Source organism: Paraburkholderia sp. BR10872, from assembly GCF_040965835.1.
In the GTDB taxonomy this organism is placed as follows: Bacteria; Pseudomonadota; Gammaproteobacteria; order Burkholderiales; family Burkholderiaceae; genus Paraburkholderia; species Paraburkholderia nodosa_A.
Window position 1 is genome coordinate 16,340 of sequence record NZ_JBFRCN010000008.1, and the last position, 22,039, is coordinate 38,378.

Genomic DNA, 22,039 nt, shown 5'->3' on the forward strand with positions numbered 1-22,039 from the left:
GAATCGATCAGCGCTATGCGCTTGATTTGCATCAAGTAACGCGGGCGCGGCGTGCGTCGCCGTCAGTTCGCGGCCGCAGCGTCCTCGCCGCGGGCTGGCTCGTCGTGCCAGCCGCCGCCCAATGCCGCATACAACGCCACGGTGTCCTGCAAACGCTGTGCAGCTGCTTCGAGCCATGCGATCTGCGCCTGATGCAATTGGCCGTCGGCGACCAGAATCTGCAGATAGTCCACCGTCCCGGCGCGATAGTCGGCTCGCAGCAGGCGTAGCGCCTCCTGCGCCGCCGTGAGCGCGCGCGACTGCGCGTCGAGTGCGCCCGCGTCGTATTCGAGCGCGTAGAGGACGTCCGCGACCTGGGCGAAGGCCGACAGCACCGTTTGGCGATACTGCGCGCGCGAGGCGGCATAGGCTTCCTGCGCGGCCTTGCGGCCGTACCACAGCGTCCCTCCCTGAAAAAGCGGTGCCGCGACATCCGCCGCGAGACTCCACGTTTGCCCTGCACGCTCCGCAATCGCCGCGGGCGACGCGCCCGTGAGCCCGCCAGTGGCTGAAAGCGTGATGTTCGGCAACATCGCCGCCGTCGCCACGCCAATCTGCGCGCTGGCCGCATGCAGCAGCGCTTCGGCCTGCAGCACATCGGGCCGCTGACGCACGAGATGCGACGGCACGGTTTGCGGCAGATCCGCGGGTAGCGTGACGTCGCTCAGCGAAAGATCGGGCGCAGTCCATTGGGCCGGCAACGCACCCGTGAGCGAAGCCAGCAGGTCGCCGGCCTGTGCGCGCTTTTGCTCCAGTACCGGCAATGTGGCCTCTAGCGTGGCCTGCTCGTTTTGCAGTGTGAGCACCGCCGCGTAAGCAGCGGTACCGGCTCGCGCGCGTACCTCGGCAATGTGGACCTGCTCGTGGACGAGGCCGATCATTTCCTGCGTGGCGTCGATCTCGTCGCGCCACGCCGCACGCGCGATCATGGCGTTGACCACGTTCGACTCGATGGTCAGCCACGCCGCCTCCAGCGCGTAGCGCTGCGCATCGCGCTCGGCCGCGAGCCCCTCGACGTAGCGGCGGTTGCCGCCCCACAGGTCGATGGCATAGCTGATCGACGCGGAAAACGTGAACAGATTGAAGATGGAGGGCGCCGCCTGCGAACCCATGTGCAGCGGGGAATAGCGCTCGCGTGACGCGCCCGCCTCGGCATTGACCTGAGGATAGAAAACGCCCGCCCCCGCGCGCACCTGATCCTCGGCGCGGCGCAGCGAGGCTTGCGCCTGCACGAGCGTGGCGTTGTCGGTGAGCGCGTCATCCACTGCGCTGTCGATGGCGACACTGCCGAATTGCGTCCACCAGTCGTCGCGCACGCTGACATTCGCGCGAAGCGTCTGCGAGGCTCCAGCAGCGGTGAACGCAGCCGGGCTGCCGCTGGGGAGGAAGGCATCGACTTTCGGCAGAGGCGGCCGGGAGAAGTCCGGCCCCACCGCGCAGCCCGCGAGCAACGCTACGCAAAGCAAGCCGCAGCGGCCGGCCGCGAGGCGCGGGCGGCCACGCAGCTGCGCAGTCGCCGTATCAGCGGGCGGATATGTAGACATCGACGATCTGCCCGGGATAGAGATGGAGCCCCGCGTTCGGTTTGACGCGAAAGATGACCGGCAGCACACGCAGGTCCACGCGCTCGGTGCGCTGGTCGGAGAGTTCGATCTTCGGCGTGACGTACGGCTGAATGCGCTCGAATTCGAGATCGGCATCGATGCTCGCCCCGCGCACCGACATGCGCGCCTTGAGCCGCGCCGGCTCCGGCAGCCGTGCAATCAGGATTTCGTCCACGTAGCAGCGCACCGCCAGGCGCTCCGGCGCGGTGCCGAGCACAATCGCCGGGACCATGCCCTGGGTGTAGGTGTCGTAGACGCCCTGTTGTGAAAGGTACGAGCCCTGCGCCGTGTTCACCGCGAGCACCACGCCGTCGGCCGGCGCGCGCAGCGTATAGTGAGCGAGCAGCGCTTCGGCGGAGACGGCGGCCTTGCGCAGCGCCTCAACCTGCCCCTCCTGGTTGCGCACGTCATAGACCCACGCGCCCGCGCGCGTGAGGCGGTCCTGGCGCGTGACGACACCCAGGTTCGCGCTCGCCACCCGCACGCCGTTTTCCGCGTTGTCGAGCACATCGCGGCTCACGGCCTTCGGGTCGATGTCCCATGCCCGTTTCTGCTTTTCGTAGGTGTCCTCGGCCATCTTCAGGTTCGCCTGCGCCGCGCTCACCTGGGCATCGGCGACGTCGCGCATTTCCGGCCGCGGCTGCGCCTTCAGTTCTTCGAGCAACGCCTGCGCGGCGTCAGCCTGGGCAGCAAGCTGTTGGGCATTGGCGCGCTGCACCGAATCATCGATGGTCAGCAGTACGTCGCCGGCTTTGACACGGTCGCCGTCGTGCACGTCGAGGCGCGTGACAGCCCCTCCCACGTCGGGATAGATATTGACGTTCGCGCCGGCCGGCTGGTCGCTCTCCACGATGCCCGTTGCGTACACGCCGTGCTCGTAAGGGTTGGCCGCCGGCTGGAAAACCGGCGGCTGCGGCGGCTGCTGGATGCCGAACACCCACGCGGCAATCGCGCTGGCAACGAAGCCCGCAATCGCGGCGGCGAACAAAATGCGATGCTTCATCGCGCACCTCCCGCGTCGATGCCTTTGAGCTTGCCGTCCTCCATGTGCAGGATGCGGTCGGCGTATTCGAAGATGCGGGCGTCGTGCGTGACGATCACGATGCAGCGGCGCTCATTGAGCACCTGATGCTTGACGAATTCGATGATGTTGCGCCCCGTGTCGCCGTCGAGCGACGCAGTAGGCTCGTCGAGCACGAGAATGTCGGGCTGACTCACGATCGCGCGCGCGATTGCCACGCGCTGCTGCTCGCCACCGGAGAGCTTCACGGGCGGCAGCGCCGCACGGCCGGCCAGACCCACCACCTCGAGATAGCGTGCGGCTTCGGCCAGCGCGTCTTCCCACGGCCGGCGCTTGAGGATCAGGGGAATCGCCACATTCTCCGCCGTGGTGAGGCGCGGGAACAGGTGATAGTCCTGAAACACGAAGCCGATGCGGTTGAGCCGGAAATCGGCAAGGCTATCGTCCGGTTGCGCCCACAGATCCACGCCGTCGATCGAAACCGTTCCGGCATCGGGCCGCAGAATGCCCGAGATGACGCTGAGCAGCGTGGTCTTGCCGCTGCCCGACGGCCCGACGATCAGAACCATTTCGCCGAAGTGCGCCTGCATCGAAACGCCTTGCAGCGCCTGCGTGCGTGCGGCGCCTTCGCCGAACCATTTGTCGAGTGCGCGTGCTTCGATAGCGATCGAATCCGTCATCGCTTCAGCCCCGGAAGATGTCGAACGGCTCGATGCGCAGCACGCGGCGCACACCGAGATAACTCGAAAGCGCGGCGATCACCACGACCATCGCGAAAGCCAGCGCGAGATTGCCGTACGTGATCATCGCCGCGTAATCGCGGATGCGCAGCCGCGCGAGCGAGATGGAAGCGGCACACAGCCCCACGCCCAGACCATAGCCCGTGAGCGCCGTAAAGGCGGCCTGGAAAAGGATCATCGCCACGAGCTCCCGGCGTTTCGCGCCGATCGCCTTGAGTGCGCCGAATTTTTCGAGGTTTTCGAGAATGAAGGTGTAGAACGTCTGCCCTGAAATCGACAGCCCGACGACGAAGCTGATCGCCGTCATCAGGAGAATGTTGGTGCCGAGACTCGTCTCGTACTTGTAGAAGTTGGCGATCCGGCGCATGAACTCATCTTTCGTGTAGGCGATGTAGCCAAGCGACGCCACCACGGCCTTGATGTGCGGGATGTCGCGCTCCGACTTCGGCTCGACGAGGATGTACGACGTGGTGTAGCGCGTGGACGGGATGTACTGGATGGCGCGGCTGTACGTCGTGTAAAGCGTAGGGGTGCCAAAGAGTCCGCTGCTCGCCACCGTCGCGGTTCCGACAATGACGGCGCGGTGGTCGTTCAGTTCGAAGTCGGTACCGGGCGCGGGGTTGCCGAGCTTGTAGAACTCGGCGTCCTGTACGGCGATGAAGCCGTTCTCCGCGTAGATGTCCTCGATGCGCCCGCGCTTCATGCGCGGCCAGCCATAGAGCGTGGTGTCGTCCAGTCCGATGACCGTCGTAGCCTGGTATGTGCCGTCGCGCAGCTTGACGAGCGCGACGCCTGAGTAAAGCGGCACAGCGTACTTCACGCCGTCGATGCTGCGCACGGCGTCGAGCACGTAGTCGGGCATGCCGATGCTGCTGGCAATCGTCTGCACCGCGGGATCCATGACCCAGATCTTCGCGCCCACGTTGATGACGGTAGACGACGAGCGATTCAGAATGCCGGCGAACATCGACATCATCTCGACCATCAGGAACACGGCGAACGTAGTGCCGATCAGCAGCGCCGTGAATTTGGCGCTGTCGTTCACAAGCAGCTTGAATGCGAGGCGCAGGATACCCGGCAAGACGAGCCGTTTAGCCATGATTGAGCGGTCCTGGGTCGAGAAGGAGGTCAAACCTGCCACGCCGAATGTCAGCATGAGCGTGAGCCGATTCTCGGGCAGCCGGCCCGCATCCTGTTGACGTGCGTCAAATGAACGAGGCCTGCCGGGGGGACTAATAGCCGTATTCGACGGGTTCAAGCCACTCGGAGGAGACGTTGCCATGCCATACAAGACCGTACTCACCAATCTCGACCCGAGCGACCGCGCCCAGCAGCGGCTACGCTTTTCGCTGGACCTCGCAAAGGCGTTCGACGCGCATCTCATCGGGCTCTACACGACCTTCATGCCCGAGGCGCGGGAATACTTTTCGATCGCGGGCTGCGCGCACTATTACGGCGACTGGATCGATGTGCGGCGCGGCCAGCGCGATGCGGCCGAGGAAGCTTTTCGTCAAGCGCTGCGCGGCGCCGGGCTTGGCGGCGAGTGGGTTTCGTTCGACGACTATGCCGAGCAGCCCATGATCCGGCACAGCCGCCGCGCGGACCTCGTGATCGCTGGTCAGACCGGCCCCGACGACGATTCGCGGCCGTTGCGCAAGTGCTTTCTGGAATCCGTGGTGCTCACTTCGGGCAGGCCGGTGCTGGTTCTGCCATACGCCGGTGCTTTGAGGCCAGCAGGCCAATCGGTAGCGATCGCGTGGGACGGCAGCCGCGAGGCGGCCCGCGCCGTGCACGACGCCATGCCTTTTCTGAAGCGCGCCGGGCGTGTGACGGTGCTGCGCATCCGCACCTCCGGCTCGCTGCGGCCCGCTGCACTGGGCGCCCAAGGCAAGGAAATCGACATCATGCTGGCAAGACACGCGGTGAACGTCGATTTTGCGGAAGCTGTGAGCGATTCTGACGAGTCCGCCGGCGACGCCCTGCTCTCGTGGGTTGCCACGAGCGGCTGCGACCTCGTCGTGGCCGGCGCCTACAGTCATCCGCAATGGAAGGAGCAATGGCTCGGCGGCGTGACACGCGCACTGCTCGAGTCGGCGACGGTCCCTGTGCTGTTCTCACATTGACACGCAGCCGCGCCTTCGCAAAAGGCGGCTGATCGCAGCGCTCACGCGGCGCTGCAACGTTGCCGCGTCACGCCACCTCTTGCGTGCCGACGTAGAGCCGCGTCACCTCGTCCGCGTCACACAGCGCCGTGCCGCTCGACAGCAAGGTCGCGGAGGCCGCCGCCTGTGCGAGGCGCGCGGCGTCCCGCAAAGTCTCGCCGCGGCGCAGCGCGACGAGCAGCCCTGCAAGAAAGCTGTCGCCGGCGCCGGTTGCGCTCGATACGGTCACGGACAGCGCTGGCACGCGAATCGTTTCGTCCGATGTGACGAGCAGCGCGCCGCGTTTCCCTAGCGTCAACGCAACGATCTGCGCGCGATGCGCCTCGACGAGTTGCCGCGCAGCGGACAGCCACGCCGCCTCATCGGCCAGCGGTTGCCCCGCCAGTGCTGCCAGTTCGGCAAGGCTAGGCTTCACGAGATAGACGCCCGCTTCGAGTGCGAGCCTGAGCGGCAGGCCCGATGTGTCGAGCACCACGCGCGTGCCGCGCAGCTGCGCCCAGCGAGTCAGGTCGGCGTAGGCTTTGGCGGGCAATCCGGGCGGCAAGCTGCCGCTCAGCACGAGATAGCGCGGCGCGGGCATGAGCGCTTCGAGCACGGCGAGCGTGGCCGACCACTCATCGGCGCTGACTTGCGGCCCGGGGAGGACGAACCGGAATTCGTGGCCGGTCGAGCGCTCTGTGACCGAGAAGTTTTCGCGCGTCTCGCCCGCAATGCGCAGCCGGCGGCCAGGCACGCGCTCGGCCGTGAGCATCTGTTCGAGCAGATTCCCCGACGCGCCACCCGCCAGGTAGAGCGCCAGGCAATTCGCCTCCCGGCCGTCGAGCCGCTGAATCACGCGAGCCACATTGAGGCCGCCGCCGCCCGGATAGCGGCGCGCGGCGTCGCAACGCAGCTTGTGCGTATCGACAACCCGCTCCACTGCCGTCGAGACGTCGACGGCAGGGTTCAGCGTAAGCGTCACGATTTCGACCACCTTCGCCCCCTTTTCGTAGGCATTGGCCTACACGCCAAGAAAAATGCTTACGCCAATTTCAGCGCACGCTCATTGGAACGCGGCCGGCGGCGTCACATACTGAAGACCTACCACCGCACCGCTGTACCCCATCCGATGCAAGGAGCGCTGAGATGTCCACCGTCGAAATCCGCTCGCTGACCGACGCTTCGCTCCTGAACGGCAGCGTCGCCGACGATCCCGAAACCCTGCTCGCGCTCGCCCGTATCGCCGGCTTGCTCGTCACCCTCGACGGTCAGATAGGCCGCGAAAAATATCAGAGCGTGGCGGGCTCGCTGCATGCGTTCCAGCGCTTCGCTGCCGCACTGCGCGACGCCCTTGTCGCAGCCGGCGCGCCCTGAGCGAAGCGGGCACAGCGCGCCGCCTCGCGATTCAGGGAGCGCAGATGGCGCGCGCCTACTCCATGTGCATGCCACCGTTGACGGCAAAATTGGCCCCGGTCACGAATGCGCCATCGTCTGAGCACAGGTACGCAACCAGCGAAGCCACCTCCTCCGGCCGCCCAAGACGCCCAACGGGAATCTGCGGCAGGATGCGCGTATCCATGATGTCCTGCGGCACGGATTCCACCATCGCAGTGGCAAGGTAGCCCGGCGATACCGTATTCACCGTCACGCCACGTTTCGCAACTTCGAGCGCGAGCGACATCGTAAAACCATGAATGCCGGCCTTTGCGGCCGCGTAGTTCGTCTGCCCGAAGGCCCCACGCGAACCGTTCACGGAACCAATGTTGACGATGCGGCCAAACCGACGTTCGTACATGCCCGGCAAGAATGGCTTCGTGAGATTGAACATGCTGTCGAGATCCGTGTGCATCACCGCATCCCACTCGGGCTTCGAGAGCTTCATGAAGCTCGCATCGCGCGTGATGCCGGCGTTGTTGACGAGCACATCGACGCCGCCGAACTCCGCGATCACGCTTCGCGCGCACTCCTCACACGAGTCGTAGCTGGCCACGTCGAGTTCGAACGCATGAAACGTGCGCCCCGCTTCGCGTTCGCCGTGCAGCCATGTCGCCACGTGATCGTTCTGCTCCGAATGGGAAACCACCACAGTCATGCCCGCGTCGTACAGCTTCCGGCTGATGGCGGCGCCGAGCCCCCCCATTCCGCCGCTCACAAAGGCAATCCGTTCCTTGCGCATCATGCTTCTCCTCGCAGATGGGTGATCGGCCGCGGATCGGCGCGATCGAACTGTCGCACCACTATAAAAACGCCCGTTCACCCGCGATTGATATGCATCAATCGGATGCTTTCCCGCCGGAGACCATCGCTATCCGCGAAGGGTTGACTCAAATCAATTGTGACCACTCGCCGGGACGTAGACTCAACGCACGCCACCCTTGTTTTCGCGGTTTTCTCAATCGTGGAGCGCCGATCATGGAGTACCGCAGCATTCTTGTTCATCTGGACGGCAGCGAGCGCGCAAGCGCCTGCCTCGATCTCGCGTTGCTTGTCGCGCGCCAGCATGGCGCCCATCTCAACGCACTATTTGCGCCGGTCACGACAGACCACGAAAGCGCGTGGTCTGTCAGTTTCGACACGGGGTATCGCGAGCGGACCCGGGAAGACACACGCCGCGCGCTCGAGCACCAGTTCCTTAACGGGCTCTCCCAGACGAACCTCAAAGGCACCTGGCGTACTGCCATGAAACATGCCCAGCAAGAGTTGCTTGCCCTCTCGCCGTTTGCGGATCTCATCGTGGTTGGCCAAAGCGATCCACACGATCCGGACGCTTCGCTGAGCAACCGGCTGCAGGTTCAGGTGACGCTGGCGGCGGGACGACCGGTCCTGTGGACACCCTATGTCGGGACGTTTCCCACTGTGGGCGAACGGATCGTCGTTGCGTGGGACGCAGGCCAGTCCGCCACGCGGGCACTGTACGACGCTCTGCCCTTCATGCAGCTTGCCGGGCATACCACGATCGTCACGCTCAATGCCGAGCGGGAAGGCCGCATACCAGGCGCCGACATCGCCCTCGTCCTCGCGCGCCACGGCGTCGACGCGGAAATCACCCAGTTGCACACGCCCCCCACGGTGTCGGTTGCCGATGCGCTGCTCTCGCGCGTGGACAAACTGGGCAGCGACCTGCTTGTGATGGGGGCGTACGGTCACGCGCGCTGGAAAGAACTCGTCCTCGGCGGCGTCACGCAAACCGTTCTCGGGTCGATGCCTGTTCCGGTGTTGATGTCGCATTGAGCGCGCATTTGTCGTACCGTGCGCCTGCGTTGCCCGGCGCGCATGCTCAGGCTTAAGGAAAATCGCCATGTGCTACAAAAGCCTCCTCGTCCACCTCGACGACTCGGAACGATGCGCGGTGCGCCTCGCGCTCGCGCTCGATCTGGCGGAACGCTTCGATGCGCATCTGACCGGACTGTATTGGTCGCATGCGTACCGGGAGACTTCCGACGGCGCGCCAACACCGGAGGCGCGCCTCGCGCGGACGCACGAACACTTTCTCCTCGCTGCGGAGCGGGCAGGCCGCTCTGTCGAGTGGCGCGCCCCGCAGCCTTGCGATAGCGCGATCGCGACAATGCACGCGCGCCATGCCGACCTGCTCATACTGGGCCAGCCAGAAGACGAGGTTTGGGTCGCGCAGAGCGCCGGCGGCTTCGTGACGGATCTGTTGATGACAGCCGGGCGGCCTGCCGTCGTGGTGCCGCATTCCGGCGCCTTGACGGAATTCGCGCAGAACATTCTGGTCGCGTGGAACGGCGGCCGCGAAGCAGCGCGCGCCGTCTCCGACGCGCTTCCCTTATTGCAGCGCGCCCAGTCTGTCTCGATCGAAGTGATCGCCTCGCACCGTGGCGCGCAGCGCACACGCGCCGAAAACGAAACTATCGACGCTGCCGCGTGGCTCGATCTGCACGGCGTGCAGGCATCGTTCCACGAAAGCGCACGCGATCCCGCGGTCCTGACCGGAGCGGCGCTGCTCAGCCGCGCCAGTGACCTGCACGCCGACCTGATCGTGGCAGGCGCTTACGCGCACTCGCGTGTCCATGAATCCGTTCTCGGCGGTGTGACGCGCACGCTGCTGCAAGCGATGACGGTTCCGGTCCTCATGTCGCACTGATTCCACCTGGCGCACCGCGCCTTCGAAGAGGCGGGAAACCACCATGCTCGACAAGCCCCACGACTCTGCCGCCAGCGCCACCCCGCTCGACAAGCTCGACGACTACGCGTTGCGTTACGCCGTGCGCCACGCCACGCTTGCCCCGTCGAGCCACAACAGCCAGCCGTGGCGCTTCGTGCCCGCCCACGACCGGATCCTGCTGTGCGCCGACCGTCTGCGGGCGCTGCCCGTCGTCGATCCGTTCGATCGGGAACTGATCATCAGTTGCGGCGCGGCGCTCTTCAATCTGCGCGTGGCGCTCGCGAGCCTCGGCATCGGCTACGCCATCACGCTCTTTCCAACGAGCCTCGATCCCGATCTGCTCGCCGATGTGCGTCTGCTTCGCGACCGGCCCGTCGGCGCGGAACTGGTGCCGCTGCTCAATGCCATTTCGCTCCGGGTCACCACACGCCACCCGTTCTCTCCGGCGCCGGTCGCAGCGGCCGTCGAACACGAGCTGATCGAAGCGGCCCGCACCGAGGGGGTTGACGTTGCATGTGCAACCGAAGCCGGAAAGCGCGAGGCGATCGCCAACGTCATCGCCGAAGCCGACCGGCGGCAGTTCGCCGATCCCAGGTTCCGCCGCGAACTCGCGAAATGGATCCATCCGCGCCGCACCGGCGACGGCATGCCGGCCTATGCGGCCGGACTCCATTCTCTGCTCGACTTCGCAACGCCGCTCGTTGCCTCCGCGATCCGCACATTCGACGTGGGGGGCGGCGTGGCGGCGACCCACCGGGAGCTCGCGGCAGGATCGCCTCTGCTGCTGTGCATCGCGACGAGCGTCGACGATGCGCAGGCGTGGCTTGCCGCGGGCGAGGCGCTCGAACGGGTGCTGCTCGTGCTGACCTTGCACGGACTGTGCGCCTCCTATCTGAACCAGCCCATCGAGGTGGCCGAACTACGCGCGCAGCTGGGTACGCTGCTCGGCATGCCGAAATCCGCTTGCCCGCAGCTCTTGCTGCGCATCGGACACGGCACGCCGGACGCGCCGTCGCCGCGCCGCCCGCTAAGCGATGTCGTAGCATAAGTACTCGTCGCAAGCCAATCATCAAGATCCTTCGGCCTGCAATAGATCTGAACGCGGCGAGGAATTTGCCCTACCATGCGGCATATCGGTGCGACATGCCTGGTGCGCCAGGCCGCGTCCGATACCCGCTGACTCGGCAAATCATCCGGAGCGTTTCATGCAAACGGCTGGGCCTACGAACTGGGTCGGACGCAACGACAGCAATATTGCAATCGCAGACCCGTATCGTCTTCTCATTGACGCGGTGCGCGACTACGCCATTTTCATGATCGAACCTGGCGGGCGCGTTTCGAACTGGAATGCCGGCGCGCAGCGCAACAAAGGCTATTCTTCGGATGAAATCGTCGGCCGGCATTTCTCCGTGCTCTATACGCCGGACGATATCGCCTCAGGCAAGCCCACGTACCTGCTGGAGACTGCCGCGCTGCACGGGCACATCGAAGACGAGGGCTGGCGCGTGCGCGAGGACGGCAGCCGCTTCTGGGCGAACGTTGTCATCACCGCCGTGCGCGACGACCAAGGCGCGCGCTTTGGCTTCGCAAAGATCACGCGCGATTTGACCGAGCGGCGCAGGCTCGAAGAACTCGAGCGCGCTAATGCCGCGTCGGCGCTCGACCAGCAGGCGCGCGAAAACGAGCAAAAGCGCATTGCCCGGGAGTTGCACGACAATCTCGGGCAACGCATCGCTGCACTGAAAATGGCGCTCAGCATCCACTGGTCCGAACTCGAGATTGCATTGCCGACGCAATTGCATGCCGAACTGGAAGCCATCGCGCAAATCGGCGCACAGATCGACGCGCTTGCTGTGGCAGTACGGCGCATTGCCGCCGATCTGCGTCCCACCATGCTTGACGATCTCGGACTGCAGGCTGCGCTGGAATGGCTGGCAGAGGACTTTCAGAGCCGCTACGGCGTGACTGTCCAGTGCAGGCTGAAGGTTTCGGAACCTGACCTCGGCGACTTCGCTACGCCCCCCCTCTTTCGCGTCGTCCAGGAAGCGCTGACCAATGTGGCACGCCATGCTCACGCGCACCGTGTGACTATCGAGCTCGAGAACGACGCGAAACATCGCCGGCTTCGCATCAGCGACGACGGCGTGGGCTTCGACCCGCGCTCGGCGTCGCGTCCCGAAGCGTTCGGGCTCATCGGCATGCGCGAGCGCATTTTGCAGCTCGGCGGCTTGCTAACGGTCGAGGGGCGTCCCGGCGCGGGCGTCACGATTTCGGCGGACATTCGTTTACCGGTGGACATTCATCCGGCGCTCGCGCGCACTAGACGGTAGCAAACATCCACGCCACATTATCTGACGCTACCCATTTCGCGCACGAATGCGAGCTGTGCCTGCAGGAGCTGCTCTGCGCAACGCGCATAGAGCCAGCCAGGTCCGTTGTCAGTGCTATACATGCCGCGGCACAAGCCCTTGAGCCGTATCGTCGTCGTTCCATCTTCGGCCAGCTGGCGCACCGCCCAGAAGTAGGCGATGCCGAATTCATGCGGCATGCGTGTCTCGATCGTGTCGTCAGTCGCACGTTCGACAGGCGTGGGCGAGTGCCGTTGGACGAAGGCTCTGGCGCGAGCCCAGGCTTGCGCGCAGTCGTCGGGCGTTGCGCATTTGATCGCACTCTGCTCGCGTCGCGCTTCCAGCTCGATTTCGGACCGACGGAAGGCGACGTTTTCGTCGCGGCCGGTATCGCGGTATGTCGTACACGCCAAAAGCGATGCAATCAACAGCATCAGCCCCAGCGCCGCGCCGAAGGACAACCTGCTCGACATCTCCGCCCCCCCGCCCGTGTTTCGGCCCGCGACCGCGGCCCACCGATTCCAATGTATGAATCGAATGACGCATTTCGATTGATCTACCTCAAGTCGAGACGGGTCCGGGTCAATGCCCCTTCGTCTGATTCAAGTCAAAGCCGACGCGCAGGCGCGCGCTCCAATCGATGTCGGACGCGCACGTCGCGCGTGACGCGAGGAGAGCATCATGAAGCTGACGTTTCTGGGCGCGGCGCAAACGGTCACCGGGTCGCGCTACCTGCTGGAGGCTGGGAGCAAGCGGGTACTGATCGACTGCGGGCTGTTCCAGGGCACCAAGAACTTGCGCCTGCGCAACTGGGAGCCGTTGCCCTTTCCCGCCGACTCGCTCGATGCCGTCATCCTCACGCACGCCCATATCGACCACTGCGGCTATCTGCCAGTCCTTGCGCGCAACGGTTTTCGCGGTCCGGTTTATTGCACGCCGGGAACTGCGGATCTGTGCGGCATCATGCTGCGCGACAGCGCCCGGTTGCAGGAGGAGGACGCGGCGTTTGCGAACCGTCACGACTTCTCCAAACACCATCCCGCGCTGCCGCTTTACACGCTGGAAGACGCCGAACAGGCACTGCGGCTCGTCGCGCCGCGTCCGTTCTATGAGCCCGTCACGCTCGGCGAACACCTGACTTTACGGCTGCTGCCGGCCGGCCATATCCTTGGGGCGGCTAGCGTTGTGCTGTCTAACGGGCATACGGTCGTTGCGTTTTCGGGCGACCTCGGGCGCCCCGACGATCCGATCGTGCGTGCGCCAACCCCGCCGGTGCATGCGGACTACCTGGTGGTCGAATCGACCTACGGCGACCGGCTGCACGACGCATCCAACCCCGAGGACGAGCTCGCGGAGATGTTCTCGCGCACGTTTGCGCGTGGCGGGATCGTGGTGATGCCCTGCTTCGCCGTGGGACGCGCACAGGAGGTCCTTTACTACATCGCGCGATTGAAACAGTCGGGCCGTATGGCGAATGTTCCGGTCTACCTGGACAGTCCGATGGCGATCAGCGTGACCGACCTCTACCGGCGTCACATGAGCGATCATCGGCTAACGCTCTCGCAGGTCCACGCCATCGATCATGCGGCGTTCATGGCCCGAACGGTGGACGAGTCGAAGGCCATTGCCGGACGCAACGGCCCCATGGTCATCATCGCCGGCAGCGGCATGGCCACCGGCGGCCGGATTTTGCATCACCTGAGCCTGTATGCTTCAGACCCGCGTAACACGATTGCGCTCGTCGGCTACCAGGCGCCCGGCACGCGCGGCGCAGCGCTCGAGGCTCACGCGCCAGCCATCAAGCTGCACGGCGACTATGTGCGCGTGCGCGCCGAGGTGTCCTCGATCACGTCTCTGTCTGCGCATAGCGATTACCGGGAAACCCTGCGCTGGCTCGCCGGCATGACGTGCCCGCCTGTTCATACGTTCGTCACACACGGCGAGCCCGCAGCGGCGGATGCCTTGCGGCGGCGCATTGTGGAGACGCTGCACTGGGATTGCTGCGTGCCGGAATACGGGCAGTCCTTCGAACTCGCCGAGGAAGCCGTGCGGCCCGATCCCTGCGCACCGTGCGCTGCGGATGAGCTGGCGCCCGCGCCGTCGGCAGGCGCGGAGCCCTGAAAGGCTGCCTGAACGCGAAACGGGAGGCGGCGCCTCCCGCGCGAGCCTGGCGGACGCGCGCCAAATTTTTTTGGGACACCGTTTCGAGTGGCTCATAAAATGGGCATGCATCCCTCACACGGGATAACGTCGTCCCTCCCATTGAAGTCGACACTTCATATGCGAACGGCCTACGCATCGATCTCGCGCAAGTATTGCGCCCCGGATAAACGTCATGAGCGCGGGCGCTGACCGGCACATGCGCGCTGGACAAGGCGCGGGGCCCCCAATTGTCGCGCGCCTGCGCGATCCCGTCGTCTCGGCCGTGCTGGCATTCGTCGTGGCCTTCGCGCTGGCCGGCGTCGTTGCAACGTTTGTTACGCGACAGTGGCAAGCGGCGGCGGAACAGCGGTTCACACGGCGCGCGGCGGCGCTACACGAAACACTGACGCAGGCGCTGGTCGCCAACGAGGCTATCTTGCGCGGCGCACGCGCCGTGCTCGAGCAATCGCCTGGCCCCGATCCGGCAGCCTGGAAGCACTTCGTGTCAGCGATCGATCTGAACAACTCCCGTTCGGCGATCACCGCGCTCGGTTATGTGACTCCCCACGCCGGCCCGTTGGCGGGCGCAGCCGAAAGCGGCGACGTCACGACGCAGTGGGCAGGGCTGAGCGCCACTGTCCCCGCAAACGCATTCGCGGAGACCGTCGCGACACGTGCCGCGCGCCGCTACGCTGCCGAAACCGGCAACGCAGCGCTCGCGGCGGTGCCGGAAATTGCCAATGCGCCACCGCTTCTCACGCTCTGGCTGCCCGTGTACGAGACGGCACCCGATACACAAGGCAATGCGCAGAAGGTCATCGGCTTTGCGGTTGCCGTGCTGGACGCACAGCGACTCTTCGCACCGCTCGTTGCCGCCGATCCTGGGCTTGCGATCAGCGCACGGATCGGTACTCCTGCCTTGCACCTCTACACGAGTGGGCGCGGCGAAGAAGACGAGGTGTTGCCCGGTCAGCGGTTCCGGCGTAGCGATTCGCTCGTGTTTGGCGGGGCAACGCTCGCGCTCGACGTCAGTGCCGACGCAAGTCCGCTGCTTACGGGCGCAGCCGCCTGCGCCACGGCCATTCTGCTCGCGGGGCTGCTCGGGGCCGCCGTGATCGCGTTTCTCGCGCAACGCCTCATGCGCGCAAACCTGGCGCCACCGAAGGTCGCAGGCGACGCGCGGCTCAACGAAGCCCGCATGATGGGGATCATCCGCTCGTCGATGGAAGCGATCGTCACCGTCGACGAGACCCAGCGCGTGGTGATCTTCAATCCAGCCGCCGAACAAGTGTTCGGCCTGTCCGCCATGGAGGCGATCGGCTCGCCGCTCTCGCGTTTCATTCCCGAGCGATTCCGGGCCGCACACGCGCAACATGTCGAACAGTTTGGCGAGACCGGCGTCACCGAGCGCCAGATGGGACGCCCGCAACGGGTGCTCCACGGGTTGCGAACCAATGGCGAGGAGTTTCCCATCGAGGCATCGATTTCGCAGATCCGTGACGACTCGGGCAAGCTTTTCACGGTCATGCTACGCGACATCACTGAACGCGTCCGCGCGGAAGAGGCGCTCAAGCGTTCGCGCGAAGAACTGCGGGAACTGTCGGCCAATTTGCAGAATGTGCGTGAGGCCGAAAAAACACGCATCGCGCGCGAGCTTCACGACGACCTCGGCCAGCAGCTCACCGCGCTCAAGATCGATCTTTCCGCCCTCGAGCACCGGCTCGGTGAGGACGATGCCGCCGACGTCCCAGCGCGCCTCGCAGGCATGCGCAACCTGATCGATTCGACGGTCGGGTCCTTGCGGCGCATCGCGGCTGACCTGCGGCCGGTCATGCTGGACGACCTCGGCCTCGTGCCGGCCATCGAGTGGCTGGCGAACGACTTCACGAACCGCTACGGTATCGCCGTCGAGAGTGATCTGGACGCGGACGCCACGAACTTCTCGAACGACGCCTCCTCTGCACTCTTTCGCATCGTTCAGGAAGCGCTGACCAATGTCGCCCGTCATGCCGACGCGAATCTCGTCGAGATTACGCTGAAGGTGGACGGGCCACTCTGTGTCCTGCGCATTGCCGACGACGGCCTCGGCGCGACCGGCGACCCTGCCGACAGACAGCGCGACGCCTTGCGGGACAAATCGTTTGGCCTCATCGGCATTCGCGAGCGCGCCCGCATGCTGGACGGCACCGTTTCAATCGATACCGCGCCTGGCAAGGGTTTTGCCATGACGATCACGTTCGCACTTCATGCTCTCCTCCCCGAAGAGGCCGCATCATGACCAAAGTGATCATTGCCGACGACCATGCGCTCATGCGTGACGGACTGCGCCGCATTCTCGAAAGTGCGCGCGATATCCACTTCGAAATCGTCGGCGAAGGCTGTGACAGCACGACCACGCTCGCGCTCGTGCGTGAACACCCCGCCCAGGTCCTGGTGCTGGACCTCTCGATGCCAGGGCGCAGCGGCGTGGACCTCGTCAAGCAGATCAAGGACGAGAAGCCCGAGTTGCGAATTCTTGTGCTGACCATGCACGCCGAGCAGCAATACGCGGTGCGTGCCTTCAAGGCGGGCGCTTCGGGTTACCTCACCAAGGAGTGTGCGAGCACGGAACTGGTCAGCGCCGTGACGAAAGTCGCCGCCGGCGGCGTCTACGTCAGCATGGCGATGGCCGAGCGCTTCGCCCAGAGCCTGAACGAGCCCGCCGACACGCTCCCCCACCAAAGACTGTCAGATCGGGAGTTTGAGGTATTCCGGCGTATCGCGGCCGGTCAGACCATTACCGAAATCGCGCAGGAACTCTGCGTGAGCGCGAAGACTATCAGCACCTACAAGGTGCGCATTCTCGAAAAGATGCAGATGCCGCACGAAGCCGCGCTCGTGCGCTACGCGATGCGGCACAAGCTCATCGACGATCCAGACGAGGCGTGAGCCTCGAGTGTCGCGGCCGATTGCCGCATGACTGTAGGAATCGCCCTACACGTCTTCCGTTCCGCGTACGTCACTTTCCATCGCCGCCGATATTTTTTTGAGACGGCGTTGCCGATACTGGCTACATGAAAGCTAGTCCTGTCCACCAGCGCCTGCACGTCTTCCTCGTCGAGGACGCGACCGCGGTGCGTAGGAAAATCGCCGAAGCGCTGTCGGCCATTCCTGATGTGACCGTGATTGGCGAAGCCGAGGATGCGGCTAGCGCCCTGACCGGCATCGCGCAAAGCGGTGCGGACGTCGCGGTGGTCGACCTAAGGCTCGCGAGCGGCAGCGGCATCGAATTACTCACCCTGCTTGGACGCGAGCAACCCTTGGTCGTGACGGTGGTGCTGACGAATCACTCCGGCGCACCGTTTCGCGCAGCATGCCAAAGAGCGGGAGCCGATTACTTCTTCGACAAGACGTCCGAGTTCGAAGCCGCCTGCGAAGCCATTGAAGCGTTAGCGAGACAGCGCGTCACCCCCGCGCGCTGAACTGGAGACGATCATGTATGCCGAGCCTGTCTGCGATCCCTCACTGTCCAAGCCGCCGGCCCCTCGCTGGCCCGTCGTGCCGCTGCAGCCACCTACGCGCTGCTCCACCTGTTCGCTGCGGGCGGTTTGCATGCCGCCAGACCTAACATCGAGCGAACTTCAGCAGCTCGACAACGTGGTCCTCACGACGCGCAACGTCCACAAAGGCGAAACGCTGTTTCGTGCGCGCGATGCATTTCAGAGTCTTTACGCCGTTCGCACGGGCTCGTTCAAGACAGTGGTCCTGCATCGCGACGGGCGCGAACAGGTCACGGGCTTCCAGATTCCGGGCGAGCCACTCGGTCTCGACGGCGTCTGCTCGGGCACGCACAGCTGCGACGCCATTGCGCTTGAAGACAGCACGGTTTGCATCATGCCGTTCGGTCAGCTCGAAATGTTCTGCCGCGAGAGCCGGCGCATGCAACGGCATCTCTATCAGCTCATGAGCGGTGAAATCGTGCGCGAATCCAGCCTGATGATGCTGCTCGGTACGATGACCGCCGAACAGCGCCTCGCTGCGTTCCTGATCGATCTAGCGGCGCGCTTCCAGAGGCGCGGCTACTCGGGCGCGCAATTCAACCTGAAGATGAGCCGCGAAGAAATTGGCTGCTTTCTTGGCATGAAACTCGAAACCGTCAGCCGGATGTTTTCGCGCTTTCAGCGTGACGGCCTCGTCGAGGCGAACGGCAAGCAGATCCGGATCGTCGATCTGGAGGGGCTGGAGCGTGTGTGACGCGACAGATGCACGCGCCGGAGTCGCTTGATTCATATCAACGGGACGGCGAGCGCCGATGACATCATGAATCTGGCCAGCCGCCTTCCGTGTGCCGGCCGCATTCGAGGAGACTATCGATGCCACGTATAGCCAATCTGCTCGCTCGTTTCCCGAGAGGTCCGGTCTTCCACGGGGGCTCAGCCAAAGTCGCGTTTCGCGCGCTAGCCGTAAGCGCTGTCGCGTTGCACGCCTTGGCTGCCCACGCACAGCTTGCCGAGCCCACCGAACTCGTCGATCAGCAGCACTGCATGTTCTGTCATACGTCGGACGCACCTTTTCTCGCCCCCTCGTTTCACCAGATCGCCGAGCGCTATCGCGACAAGCCCAACGCCAACATCCTGCTCGAAGACAAGCTCAGGCACGGCGGCAAGGCGCACTGGGGCGATATGTCGATGCCTCTGCCAGAAGATCGCGGCGGACCGTTATCGGCCCAGGATGCGCAGACGCTCGTTCAGTGGGTCCTGCGCCAGTAATCGCAACATCGTTCTCCGTAACCTAGCGAAGGGGCATCGCCATGCGCGTCACCGTTCATCTCGACAATTTCGACCGGCTCGATCCCAGTGCATACGCGATCGTCTGGATCGACACCGAATCGCAGAAATGGTCGCGCGAGGGGCACGCAGGCGTGAGCGTGCCGGAGTGGGGGCGATACCGCTGCACGCCGGGCGGCACCGTCCTGCTCGCGGGCGAAAATCTGCGCGACGTTTGCCTGCTCGAAGGGCTTTACCTGGCGGCGGCGGACGGCCCATTCGAAGGCGAAGGCGCGCGTGCGCAATGGCTGTCCTCGGTCAACGCCGAACCACTCGAAGGGCGTTGGCAGGTGCAATGCATCGATGAGAGCTTGCCGCACCCTGAGGATGGACTCTTCGCCGACGAGGCTTGACGGGCTTTGCCCGTCGTCGCTCGAACTAGTGATCGCGCTGCGTGGCGGCGCGCTGGTAGTGGGCGTTCGAGGCCGCGTCGGAACCCAGACGGCGTTCTGCCGCGTCGAATGCCGCACGCATGGCCGCTATGGGATCGTCGCCCTCGCAGTGCCCAAGCGGCGCCAGCTCCCGCGAGGTCGAAACGAGATCGAGACGAACGTCGTAGGCCGGCGGCCGATTGCCGGGCGGCAAAGGGTGCAGTTGCTCGATCGCGAGATGACAGCCCGACAGCACGCTGCTGAACCGTTCGAGGCGTAACAACTGGACTCCGGCTTCCGCCTCGAGGGCGGACGAACCGGGGAAGCCCAGATAGACAATTTGCATCCCGAGTCCCATCACTATGCCCCTTCAAAAAACGGCATCGTTGCGGGCCGAAGGCACGTTATCGCCGTCGACCACGCTTGACTACTACACTTCGAACGCGTTCTGGATTTTCAGGTTGATCCACACCATGCCTTCTCGCAGCCCATCCAGCACCGCCTCCCTTTCGCTCTCGAAGACGCGGTGATGCGCGAAGGCGTGGCTGAAACCCTTCGCTTGCGAGCCGTGCGAAACGCTAACCTCGCAACTGAACCCACCGTGCGGCGCCGGCGACGTGACAGCCTGGACGCTCCAGGCGTCCGAATCGATATGGCCATTGAGTGGCATGAGTCCAATCTCCTTGAAGCGTCGTGGACGCAGGCGTAACCGTGAGTGGTGCAGCGAGCGGTCTGCAGTTCAATTCAGCATAAGGTCCGGCGCCCGGTGCCAATTGATACACATCAACCTAGCTTGTGCCGCTCACCGTGGCGCGAACTGATGGTGCTGTCGCGGCTGCCTTGTCCGTCAAAGACTTCGATGGTACGGCAACGAGAACAGGACAGAGGGCGTCGCGCAGGACGTGCGACGCAACGCTGCCGGGCAGCGTCGCTTGGGCGCGGCGGCGCCGTCCCCACAAGCCGATAACGAGGAGATCGGCGGCCCAGCCACGCGCTTCGCGCAGCATCGCACTGGCAACGTCGTCGAGTTGCTCGTGCGTCGCGATTGCCTCCAGCGAGACCCGCGCGCTGGCGGCCCCGATGAGCGCCTCGGCGCGTTCCAGCGCAGCGGCGCAGTCGGCGTCGAGCAGCTGCCGCAGCCGCGGCTCTCGCACAGGCATCGCACGGTCGACGACGTAAATCACCTTCAACTCCACTTCCTCCGGCAGGCAGCCAATCGCGAGTTCCAGCGCAGCGTACGCGCCCGCGCTTCCATCGACAGCAATCAGCGCGCGGGCAAGCGGGGGATCGTCCACAGCGAGCAGCTGCGTGGGCACATAGAGCAACGTGCGGTGCGTCGCGCATGCGATCTCCTCCGGGTCGAGCCGGCAAGCCCAGTGTTGCCCCGGATGGTGCGCAGCGAGTGCCACGAGATCGGCGCCGAAAGATTCGGTTGCGCGCGCAAGAGCGGACGGCGCGCGCGTGTGCAAAGCCGCGAGATCGAGCAGTTGCAGGTCCGGTTCGCGCCTCGCGGCCGCCAATGTGCTCGCGGCGACGCGTAAATTGAGTTCCGCCCGGCGGCGCATCGCCGCGTGCGTGTCCGCGCGCTCAGGCAACCCAAACTTGAGCGCAGGGAACAGAGTGCCAGGATCTGGGATGAGTTCGACGAGCCGCATCGGCGCATTGCGGCTTGCGAAGCGCGAGGCGAACGCCGCCAGCGAAACGAGGCCGCTTCCGCCTTCGGCAGTGACAACGACTCGCCGGAATGGTTTGGACGGGAGTTTCATGTGCGTATCCGGTTCATCTGCGCGAAGGCCACTTGGGCGCAACGCAATTAGCTCAGCATCGCCGCTCTGGACGACTGCGGCACGAGGAGCAGCGGCAGCACCGTATGCCGCGCGACATCGGCGGCAACGCTTGCGTAGCGCCATCTGCCTCCTTCATGGCCGCCGCGCGTGCCGACCACCAGCAAATCGGCCCGCCAGAGCAACGCCGCCTGGATGATCGCGCGAGCAGTCGATTCACCATCGTGCTGGGGCTCGAGGATGGCCGCATCGAAATCTTCGGGATGCTGAGCATCCGCGGGATCACATGCGAGATACCCCACTCTCACCGCCGTGGCCGCCGTTGCCAGCCTTGCCGCTTCCCTTACGGCGCAAGCCGAGGCCGCGCTCGCGTCGCTCGCTACGAAAATACGCCGCGGCGGCGCGGTGCAGTAGCGCGCGGTCGGCGTGGGCAGCAAAAGCACCGGGCAGTCCGTTTTCCCGACTAGCTCGACCGGGTTCGCCGGCGCACCGATCGCGAGGTCTGGCTTCCAGTCGCGTACGGCGCGCACAAGTGCCTCGCTGCGCGCCGTGCTGTCCGGGCCGGCGGCGAGAAATTCACAGTGCGCTTCGATGCCGCGCAGCGCCAGTATTTCTCGGGACGCATCTAGTGTTGCGGCCAGCGTGATCCGGTTGGAAAAGTGCTGCGCGGCCCGCAGGTCCGTATCGGCAAGCGCAGCCGCCGGAGCAAGCCCGGCGAGCCGCACCTGTGCGCCACGTGCGGCCCAGCCCGCCACGTAGTCGAGTAGCGCAGCCACGCGCTCCATCCCGGTAAAGACGACGAAGAGACGCGAATAAGGCGCAACGTGCTGCATCGCGGCGGCAGCGGCAGTCAGTCGTATCATTTTTCGGCTCCCTCCGTTGCTGCGTCTGCGCTGTCGCGCGCCTGGCGCACCAAAA

At 65.0% G+C, this 22,039-nt stretch carries 24 protein-coding genes; 13 read left to right on the forward strand and 11 right to left on the reverse strand.

Features of this window, described 5'->3' with window-relative positions:
• Positions 1-62 precede the first annotated feature (62 nt).
• From AB4Y43_RS08730 to AB4Y43_RS08745, 4 genes are read right to left on the reverse strand one after another with little or no spacing between them, the layout of a single operon-like run.
• Positions 63-1,583, reverse strand: coding sequence for an efflux transporter outer membrane subunit (locus AB4Y43_RS08730; protein WP_368727527.1), 1,521 nt, complete (start codon positions 1,581-1,583; stop codon positions 63-65).
• Positions 1,561-2,646: an HlyD family secretion protein gene (locus AB4Y43_RS08735; RefSeq protein ID WP_368727528.1), complete on the reverse strand. Its 1,086-nt coding sequence runs from the start codon at positions 2,644-2,646 to the stop codon at positions 1,561-1,563. Before AB4Y43_RS08735 ends, AB4Y43_RS08730 begins: the two co-directional genes overlap by 23 nt.
• Positions 2,643-3,344 (reverse strand): ABC transporter ATP-binding protein, encoded by a 702-nt coding sequence (locus tag AB4Y43_RS08740; protein ID WP_321924723.1) that lies wholly within the window; start codon positions 3,342-3,344, stop codon positions 2,643-2,645. The genes AB4Y43_RS08735 and AB4Y43_RS08740 overlap by 4 nt, the downstream gene beginning before the upstream one ends.
• A gap of 4 nt (positions 3,345-3,348) precedes the next feature.
• Complete coding sequence (locus AB4Y43_RS08745; RefSeq protein WP_368727688.1) at positions 3,349-4,485, reverse strand: ABC transporter permease; 1,137 nt, start codon at positions 4,483-4,485, stop codon at positions 3,349-3,351.
• Positions 4,486-4,684: 199 nt separating this feature from the next.
• Between AB4Y43_RS08745 and AB4Y43_RS08750 the strand changes: the two genes are divergently transcribed.
• On the forward strand, positions 4,685-5,527 hold the full coding sequence (locus AB4Y43_RS08750) for a universal stress protein (protein WP_368727529.1): 843 nt from the start codon (positions 4,685-4,687) through the stop codon (positions 5,525-5,527).
• Between the two features lie 67 nt (positions 5,528-5,594).
• Here AB4Y43_RS08750 and AB4Y43_RS08755 read toward each other — a convergent pair whose 3' ends face one another.
• Positions 5,595-6,539, reverse strand: a complete 945-nt coding sequence (locus AB4Y43_RS08755) for a 1-phosphofructokinase family hexose kinase (protein WP_368727530.1) — start codon at positions 6,537-6,539, stop codon at positions 5,595-5,597.
• A 152-nt stretch (positions 6,540-6,691) separates the two neighbouring features.
• On the opposite strand from AB4Y43_RS08755, the gene AB4Y43_RS08760 reads away from it, so the two are divergent.
• Complete coding sequence (locus AB4Y43_RS08760) at positions 6,692-6,919, forward strand: hypothetical protein (protein ID WP_368727531.1); 228 nt, start codon at positions 6,692-6,694, stop codon at positions 6,917-6,919.
• Between the two features lie 55 nt (positions 6,920-6,974).
• On the opposite strand, the gene AB4Y43_RS08765 is transcribed toward AB4Y43_RS08760, so the two are convergent.
• On the reverse strand, positions 6,975-7,721 hold the full coding sequence (locus AB4Y43_RS08765) for a beta-ketoacyl-ACP reductase (protein ID WP_368727689.1): 747 nt from the start codon (positions 7,719-7,721) through the stop codon (positions 6,975-6,977).
• Positions 7,722-7,738: 17 nt separating this feature from the next.
• On the opposite strand from AB4Y43_RS08765, the gene AB4Y43_RS08770 reads away from it, so the two are divergent.
• The 4 genes from AB4Y43_RS08770 to AB4Y43_RS08785 all read left to right on the forward strand — a co-directional run bounded on the left by AB4Y43_RS08770 (position 7,739) and on the right by AB4Y43_RS08785 (position 12,001).
• Positions 7,739-8,776 carry a universal stress protein gene (locus AB4Y43_RS08770; protein WP_368727532.1) on the forward strand — a complete coding sequence of 346 codons (1,038 nt, stop codon included), beginning with the start codon at positions 7,739-7,741 and terminating at the stop codon, positions 8,774-8,776.
• Between the two features lie 67 nt (positions 8,777-8,843).
• A complete protein-coding gene (locus AB4Y43_RS08775) occupies positions 8,844-9,650 on the forward strand; it encodes a universal stress protein (protein ID WP_368727533.1) in 807 nt (268 codons plus the stop codon).
• A gap of 43 nt (positions 9,651-9,693) precedes the next feature.
• Positions 9,694-10,719 (forward strand): nitroreductase family protein, encoded by a 1,026-nt coding sequence (locus AB4Y43_RS08780; RefSeq protein WP_368727534.1) that lies wholly within the window; start codon positions 9,694-9,696, stop codon positions 10,717-10,719.
• Positions 10,720-10,876: 157 nt separating this feature from the next.
• A complete protein-coding gene (locus tag AB4Y43_RS08785) occupies positions 10,877-12,001 on the forward strand; it encodes a PAS domain S-box protein (protein WP_368727535.1) in 1,125 nt (374 codons plus the stop codon).
• 17 nt (positions 12,002-12,018) lie between these two features.
• On the opposite strand, the gene AB4Y43_RS08790 is transcribed toward AB4Y43_RS08785, so the two are convergent.
• A complete protein-coding gene (locus AB4Y43_RS08790) occupies positions 12,019-12,219 on the reverse strand; it encodes a hypothetical protein (protein WP_368727536.1) in 201 nt (66 codons plus the stop codon).
• 481 nt (positions 12,220-12,700) lie between these two features.
• Between AB4Y43_RS08790 and AB4Y43_RS08795 the strand changes: the two genes are divergently transcribed.
• From AB4Y43_RS08795 to AB4Y43_RS08825, 7 genes are all read left to right on the forward strand, one after another.
• Positions 12,701-14,140 carry an MBL fold metallo-hydrolase RNA specificity domain-containing protein gene (locus AB4Y43_RS08795; RefSeq protein ID WP_368727537.1) on the forward strand — a complete coding sequence of 480 codons (1,440 nt, stop codon included), beginning with the start codon at positions 12,701-12,703 and terminating at the stop codon, positions 14,138-14,140.
• A 214-nt stretch (positions 14,141-14,354) separates the two neighbouring features.
• Positions 14,355-16,439: a PAS domain S-box protein gene (locus tag AB4Y43_RS08800; protein WP_368727538.1), complete on the forward strand. Its 2,085-nt coding sequence runs from the start codon at positions 14,355-14,357 to the stop codon at positions 16,437-16,439.
• On the forward strand, positions 16,436-17,089 hold the full coding sequence (locus AB4Y43_RS08805; protein WP_368727539.1) for a response regulator: 654 nt from the start codon (positions 16,436-16,438) through the stop codon (positions 17,087-17,089). Before AB4Y43_RS08800 ends, AB4Y43_RS08805 begins: the two co-directional genes overlap by 4 nt.
• A 125-nt stretch (positions 17,090-17,214) precedes the next feature.
• Complete coding sequence (locus AB4Y43_RS08810) at positions 17,215-17,622, forward strand: response regulator transcription factor (protein ID WP_368727540.1); 408 nt, start codon at positions 17,215-17,217, stop codon at positions 17,620-17,622.
• A 13-nt stretch (positions 17,623-17,635) separates the two neighbouring features.
• Positions 17,636-18,394 (forward strand): helix-turn-helix domain-containing protein, encoded by a 759-nt coding sequence (locus AB4Y43_RS08815; protein ID WP_368727541.1) that lies wholly within the window; start codon positions 17,636-17,638, stop codon positions 18,392-18,394.
• Positions 18,395-18,513: 119 nt separating this feature from the next.
• Positions 18,514-18,909, forward strand: a complete 396-nt coding sequence (locus AB4Y43_RS08820; protein ID WP_368727542.1) for a c-type cytochrome — start codon at positions 18,514-18,516, stop codon at positions 18,907-18,909.
• Between the two features lie 41 nt (positions 18,910-18,950).
• Positions 18,951-19,319, forward strand: coding sequence for a DUF3564 family protein (locus AB4Y43_RS08825; RefSeq protein ID WP_368727543.1), 369 nt, complete (start codon positions 18,951-18,953; stop codon positions 19,317-19,319).
• 25 nt (positions 19,320-19,344) lie between these two features.
• Here AB4Y43_RS08825 and AB4Y43_RS08830 read toward each other — a convergent pair whose 3' ends face one another.
• The 4 genes from AB4Y43_RS08830 to AB4Y43_RS08845 form a co-directional block, all read right to left on the reverse strand.
• Entirely contained in the window at positions 19,345-19,695 is a 351-nt protein-coding gene (locus AB4Y43_RS08830; protein WP_368727544.1) for a hypothetical protein, read from the reverse strand.
• Positions 19,696-19,767: 72 nt separating this feature from the next.
• Positions 19,768-20,007, reverse strand: coding sequence for a UDP-glucose 4-epimerase (locus AB4Y43_RS08835; RefSeq protein ID WP_368727545.1), 240 nt, complete (start codon positions 20,005-20,007; stop codon positions 19,768-19,770).
• 118 nt (positions 20,008-20,125) lie between these two features.
• The gene (locus tag AB4Y43_RS08840; protein ID WP_368727546.1) at positions 20,126-21,103 is read right to left on the reverse strand and encodes a universal stress protein; all 978 of its coding nucleotides are present in this window, start codon (positions 21,101-21,103) and stop codon (positions 20,126-20,128) included.
• A gap of 47 nt (positions 21,104-21,150) precedes the next feature.
• Positions 21,151-21,984: a universal stress protein gene (locus AB4Y43_RS08845; protein WP_368727547.1), complete on the reverse strand. Its 834-nt coding sequence runs from the start codon at positions 21,982-21,984 to the stop codon at positions 21,151-21,153.
• Between the last annotated feature and the right edge of the window lie 55 nt (positions 21,985-22,039).

Bases quoted from the DNA above. Each gene is read 5' to 3' on its own strand.
- AB4Y43_RS08730 (WP_368727527.1), bottom strand. From the start codon at position 1,583: ATGTCTACATATCCGCCCGCTGATACGGCGACTGCGCAGCTGCGTGGC.
- AB4Y43_RS08735 (WP_368727528.1), bottom strand. From the start codon at position 2,646: ATGAAGCATCGCATTTTGTTCGCCGCCGCGATTGCGGGCTTCGTTGCC.
- AB4Y43_RS08740 (WP_321924723.1), bottom strand. From the start codon at position 3,344: ATGACGGATTCGATCGCTATCGAAGCACGCGCACTCGACAAATGGTTC.
- AB4Y43_RS08750 (WP_368727529.1), top strand. From the start codon at position 4,685: ATGCCATACAAGACCGTACTCACCAATCTCGACCCGAGCGACCGCGCC.
- AB4Y43_RS08760 (WP_368727531.1), top strand. From the start codon at position 6,692: ATGTCCACCGTCGAAATCCGCTCGCTGACCGACGCTTCGCTCCTGAAC.
- AB4Y43_RS08765 (WP_368727689.1), bottom strand. From the start codon at position 7,721: ATGCGCAAGGAACGGATTGCCTTTGTGAGCGGCGGAATGGGGGGGCTC.
- AB4Y43_RS08770 (WP_368727532.1), top strand. From the start codon at position 7,739: ATGGGTGATCGGCCGCGGATCGGCGCGATCGAACTGTCGCACCACTAT.
- AB4Y43_RS08775 (WP_368727533.1), top strand. From the start codon at position 8,844: ATGTGCTACAAAAGCCTCCTCGTCCACCTCGACGACTCGGAACGATGC.
- AB4Y43_RS08780 (WP_368727534.1), top strand. From the start codon at position 9,694: ATGCTCGACAAGCCCCACGACTCTGCCGCCAGCGCCACCCCGCTCGAC.
- AB4Y43_RS08785 (WP_368727535.1), top strand. From the start codon at position 10,877: ATGCAAACGGCTGGGCCTACGAACTGGGTCGGACGCAACGACAGCAAT.
- AB4Y43_RS08790 (WP_368727536.1), bottom strand. From the start codon at position 12,219: ATGCCGCATGAATTCGGCATCGCCTACTTCTGGGCGGTGCGCCAGCTG.
- AB4Y43_RS08795 (WP_368727537.1), top strand. From the start codon at position 12,701: ATGAAGCTGACGTTTCTGGGCGCGGCGCAAACGGTCACCGGGTCGCGC.
- AB4Y43_RS08800 (WP_368727538.1), top strand. From the start codon at position 14,355: ATGAGCGCGGGCGCTGACCGGCACATGCGCGCTGGACAAGGCGCGGGG.
- AB4Y43_RS08805 (WP_368727539.1), top strand. From the start codon at position 16,436: ATGACCAAAGTGATCATTGCCGACGACCATGCGCTCATGCGTGACGGA.
- AB4Y43_RS08810 (WP_368727540.1), top strand. From the start codon at position 17,215: ATGAAAGCTAGTCCTGTCCACCAGCGCCTGCACGTCTTCCTCGTCGAG.
- AB4Y43_RS08815 (WP_368727541.1), top strand. From the start codon at position 17,636: ATGTATGCCGAGCCTGTCTGCGATCCCTCACTGTCCAAGCCGCCGGCC.
- AB4Y43_RS08820 (WP_368727542.1), top strand. From the start codon at position 18,514: ATGCCACGTATAGCCAATCTGCTCGCTCGTTTCCCGAGAGGTCCGGTC.
- AB4Y43_RS08825 (WP_368727543.1), top strand. From the start codon at position 18,951: ATGCGCGTCACCGTTCATCTCGACAATTTCGACCGGCTCGATCCCAGT.
- AB4Y43_RS08830 (WP_368727544.1), bottom strand. From the start codon at position 19,695: ATGGGACTCGGGATGCAAATTGTCTATCTGGGCTTCCCCGGTTCGTCC.
- AB4Y43_RS08835 (WP_368727545.1), bottom strand. From the start codon at position 20,007: ATGCCACTCAATGGCCATATCGATTCGGACGCCTGGAGCGTCCAGGCT.
- AB4Y43_RS08840 (WP_368727546.1), bottom strand. From the start codon at position 21,103: ATGAAACTCCCGTCCAAACCATTCCGGCGAGTCGTTGTCACTGCCGAA.
- AB4Y43_RS08845 (WP_368727547.1), bottom strand. From the start codon at position 21,984: ATGATACGACTGACTGCCGCTGCCGCCGCGATGCAGCACGTTGCGCCT.